Annotated in this window: 3 protein-coding genes; 2 read left to right on the forward strand and 1 reads right to left on the reverse strand. The window is 61.3% G+C overall.

Annotated features, from left to right (window positions below; all coding sequences use genetic code 11):
• The first annotated feature begins 410 nt into the window (after positions 1-410).
• Both IEV62_RS17955 and IEV62_RS17960 read left to right on the forward strand, forming a co-directional pair.
• A complete protein-coding gene (locus tag IEV62_RS17955) occupies positions 411-1,049 on the forward strand; it encodes a hypothetical protein (RefSeq protein ID WP_188449941.1) in 639 nt (212 codons plus the stop codon).
• Between the two features lie 197 nt (positions 1,050-1,246).
• The gene (locus IEV62_RS17960; RefSeq protein WP_188449945.1) at positions 1,247-2,680 is read left to right on the forward strand and encodes an IS1182 family transposase; all 1,434 of its coding nucleotides are present in this window, start codon (positions 1,247-1,249) and stop codon (positions 2,678-2,680) included.
• Positions 2,681-2,875: 195 nt separating this feature from the next.
• Here IEV62_RS17960 and IEV62_RS17965 read toward each other — a convergent pair whose 3' ends face one another.
• On the reverse strand, positions 2,876-4,060 hold the full coding sequence (locus IEV62_RS17965; RefSeq protein WP_188449943.1) for a tyrosine-type recombinase/integrase: 1,185 nt from the start codon (positions 4,058-4,060) through the stop codon (positions 2,876-2,878).
• Positions 4,061-4,298 lie beyond the last annotated feature (238 nt).

Consider the following 4,298-nt stretch of genomic DNA (forward strand, 5'->3'; position numbering starts at 1 on the left):
TTCCACATCGGTTCTTCCAGATCAGGTGTCGCAACCCTCTGGAATCATACCGGAGCTCGATCGTCCACTATCATTACGCCGCCGTTTCGAGACAGCCTCTTAGCCGAGGCGACAGAAATCTGACGATGGCCCGGCTTCACCCCAAAAAAGGAGCCGGGCCGCTTCCACCCAGATGTTGCCGTTCAGTTGGACGTTCGGCTCCCTTAAACCTGCCGTTCGGCGAGCGAAACTTTTTGAACGATCGCCGCTCGCGCGACGGGTCGACGGCGAGCCGGTAAACAAGCCTGAAATATCCAAGAAAGATTGGTTATTTGTTATAATCGAATCAAAATGTGATCAAATCGTCGATAATGGAACATACGCAGCCAAGCCTCGTTCGGGACTCGTACAAAAAATATCGGAGATTTAGCATGATGAGCGCCAGATTTATCGCGGGCATTAGCGCCGCGATTGTGCTTACTTCGCCCAGCTTTGCCTTTGCAGAGGGGAAAAAAGACCGCGCGGAACAAGCAATTGTGATCGCGAGTACTAAAATCGATGCTGCAAATAAGGTTGGAGCGACTGGTCAACTTCCGCGAATGCAAGCGGCTGCCGCGGCAGCCCTTCGCGAAGCGAGAGAAGATTTGGCGAGCGGACACAAGGAACAGGCTTTTGCGGCCGCCAATCGTGCGTCCCAATTAGCCGATACGGCACTAGGTGAGGCTCAGCGGATGAGGATTGAAACTGCCGCGAGCCAACGTGCCCAGTCCGAAGAAGCCGCGGATGCAGCCCAGCGCCAGGCTTCAGTCGCAAATTCAAGAGCCGAAAGCGCCGAGCGAGCGGCAGCGTCAGCAGCAGCCGATGCGCAGGCGGCGCGCAACGCACGTCCAATCGTAATTGCACCTGCTCAACCTGCTACAACGATGACGACTGTGACAACCGAAACCAAGCGCAGCAGGAGCATGCCGATGCGTCCGCGCGTGCGTCACGTTGTTCGCCATAGAGCAACACGTCCCAGGGATGGCGCAACGTCGGTCAAAACGACGACGACCGTAAAAACTAATCAATAAGATATGCCCGGCGCGGCGTGCAGTCGCCGCGTCGGGTAACTACTCACGGTTGATACCATTCAAGTGTACACGGCCGTAATTCGCCAAGCGCTTTTTTGCTAACAGCAAGAAATAGTAGCTTACGGTCTGCAACCCACCGAGGCTGTGTGAAAACGCGCTGATATGCTATGATTGGGGCCTGATTTGGGAGGCCGATGATGGGGCGTTTCATCGAGGGTTGCGATCGGCGGCAGCAGCTTTTCCTGCCCGATTGCGTCGACGATTACGTGGCCGAGGACAGCGCTGTGCGGATCGTTGATGTGTTCGTCGATGAACTGGACCTGGCGGCGCTGGGTTTTGCGGATGCAGCGGCGACCGGGCGGCCCGGCTATCATCCGGCGATGCTGCTCAAGCTCTATATCTATGGATATCTGAACCAGGTGCAGTCGAGCCGACGGCTCGAACGCGAGGCGGGCCGCAACGTCGAGCTGATGTGGCTGACCGGCAAGCTCGCGCCCGACTTCAAGACGATCGCCGACTTCCGTCGCGATCATGGCGCAGCGATCCAGGCGGCGTGTCGCCGGTTCGTTTTGCTGTGCCGCAACCTCGGGCTCATTGCGGGCGGCACGGTCGCGGTGGACGGCAGCCGCTTCCGGGCGGTGAACGCGCGCGACAAGAACTTCACGCCGGTGACGATCCGGCGTCGGATAGAGCAGGTCGATGCCAGCATCCAGCGCTATCTCGGCATGCTCGACACCGCCGACCGGCAGGACGGTGAAGCCGCCGAACTCCGCACGACGCGGCTGACGACAAGGCTCGGCGAGCTGCGGCGGCAAATGCGCGAACTCGAAGCCATGGAGCAGGCGGTGGCAGCCTCGCCCGACCGGCAGATCTCGCTCACCGACCCGGACGCGCGCGCGATGGCGTCGGCGGGTACCGGCACCGGGCAGGTCGGCTACAACCTTCAGGCGGCGGTCGATACCGACAGCCACATCATTGTCGCGCACGAGGTCATCAATCTCGGCCACGACCGCACATCGCTGACGAAGATGGGAGAGCAAGCGCGCGCGGCGACGGGCACGGATGCGCTCACCGTGCTTGCCGATCGCGGATACTTCTCGGGCCCCGAGATACGCGCGTGCGAAGCGGCCGGCATTACGCCGATCTGCCCCAAGCCGCTCACGTCCGGCGCCAAGGCCGATGGCCGCTGGGGCAAGCAGGACTTCCTCTACCAGCCCGATACCGACACCTACCGCTGCCCGGCCGGCGAGACGATGACGCGGCGCTTCTCCAATATCGAGCACGGCATGACGCTGCACGCCTATGCAACGCCTGCCTGTCGCTACCGCTGCGCGGTCAAGGCGAACTGCACCACCAGCCTCGAGCGCCGCATCAAGCGGTGGGAGCATGAAGCGGTGATCGAGGCCATGCAGGCTCGGCTCGACCGCATGTCTGGTGCCATGCGCGTCCGAAGACGCACCGTCGAGCACGTCTTTGGCACCATCAAAGACTGGATGGGGCGAAGCCACTTCAAGACGCGCACCCGGAAGAACGTAGCAACCGAGATGAGCCTTCACACCTTGGCCTACAACATCAAGCGCGCCATCGCTCTGGTCGGCGTGCCAGGGCTGATCGCTGCGATGCAGGCCTGAACACCGCGTTCGCGCGCGTCGCAATCAGCGAAGCTCCGTCACCGTTCTCACACAGCCTCCACCACTTATCGCCGTTCGCGGCCTGACGATCGGCGCGACCCGCCTGATAGCCGACCGGCGGGTGTCCGGGCGAAAAGCTGCCCGCCGGGAATCGGCCCAATCCCCGCCGTTCCGAAGCCTATCCGCGTATGGCGATCAAGCTGCAATCATCTCAGTCACAACGGCGGCCCACGCCTCCAGCATGCGACGCCGCGGGGTAAGATAGAGCGCGCTGTTATAGGCTCCGCGCACCTCATCCTGCTCCGCATGGGCGAGCGCCATCTCGATCCAGTCAGGTCGGAAGCATTCGGCCTCGTTGGCCCAGGTCGACGCGATACCACGAAACCCGTGAACGGTCTGCCTGCCGCGATAGCCCATGCGATAGCAGCCGTAGATCATCGTGTTCTGCGAGATGGGTTGGCCCAGCTTATCACCGGCGAACACATAGGTGTCGCTGCTCTGCGCTCTCAGCTTGGCCAGCAATGCGACGACGGCGGGAGCCAGCGGCACGATATGCTCGCGCTCCATTTTCATCCGCGACGCCGGCACGCGCCAAAGCGGTTCGGGTCCGTCAAGGCCTTCGAACTCATCCCATCTCGCCAGCCGGGTTTCGTTGGTCCGGGCCCAAGTCAGGAGGGTAAACAGCAGCGCTGCCCGTGTGACGGCCCGGCGCTTGGGCGTTTCGTCTCCATCATACTGGTCGATCGCTCGAACGAGCTGGGGAAGTTCGTCGATACGAACGCGCGCCATATGGCGCGTACGCGGCTTCGGCTTGAGCAACTCGCTCAAATGCTCTGCCGGGTCCGTGCTGGCCCATTCATGCGGGATCGCGAACCGGTAGATCTGGCTGACATGCTGCTTCAGGCGGCGACTAACGTCGAGCGCTCCACGCGCCTCTACGCGACGTACCATCGCCAGTACGTCGGCGCTCGTGACGGTGCGCAGTTCACAATTTCCGAATGCCGGGAAAGCATCTCGTTCGAGCCGGGTTAGCAGCCTGGACGCGTGCCCCTCGTCGAGTGAGGCAAGCCGATTGGCATGCCACGCGCGCGCAGCCTCCTCGAAGGTTTTGACCGGGGCAGGTTTGTCTTTCGCGCCAGGGTCGATCCCCTGCCCCAGAGCGACCTTTGCTTCGGCGCGACGTAACCGTGCCGCTGCCAGCGATACGCCGGGATAGCTACCGAACGACAGCAGCTTCTCCTTGCCATGGTATCGGTACTTGAAGCGCCAGAGCTTCGAGCCGTTGGGTCGGACGAGAAGGTAAAGTCCTTCTGCGTCGGCGAGCTTGTAATCCTTCGACCGCGTTGTCGCGTAACGGACTTCGAGTTCCTTGAGGGCCATTGGGGGTATCTCCTGCCGAGTGCAGGATCATACCCCCAAAAATACCCCCAAAAGCAAATCAACGTCCTGGCATTTCGGGGGTTGCAGCGGGACGCGATAGTGAGCCCTGAAACAGGCCTAAGCCGCCGAGAATAGGCAAAAAAAACCCGCCTTAGGATCTCCTGAGACGGTTTGGTATTGGGTTGGTTGGTTGCGGGGACAGGATTTGAACCTGTGACCTTCAGGTTATGAGCCTGAC

The sequence above is a fragment of the Sphingomonas psychrolutea genome, assembly GCF_014636175.1.
In the GTDB taxonomy this organism is placed as follows: Bacteria; Pseudomonadota; Alphaproteobacteria; order Sphingomonadales; family Sphingomonadaceae; genus Sphingomonas; species Sphingomonas psychrolutea.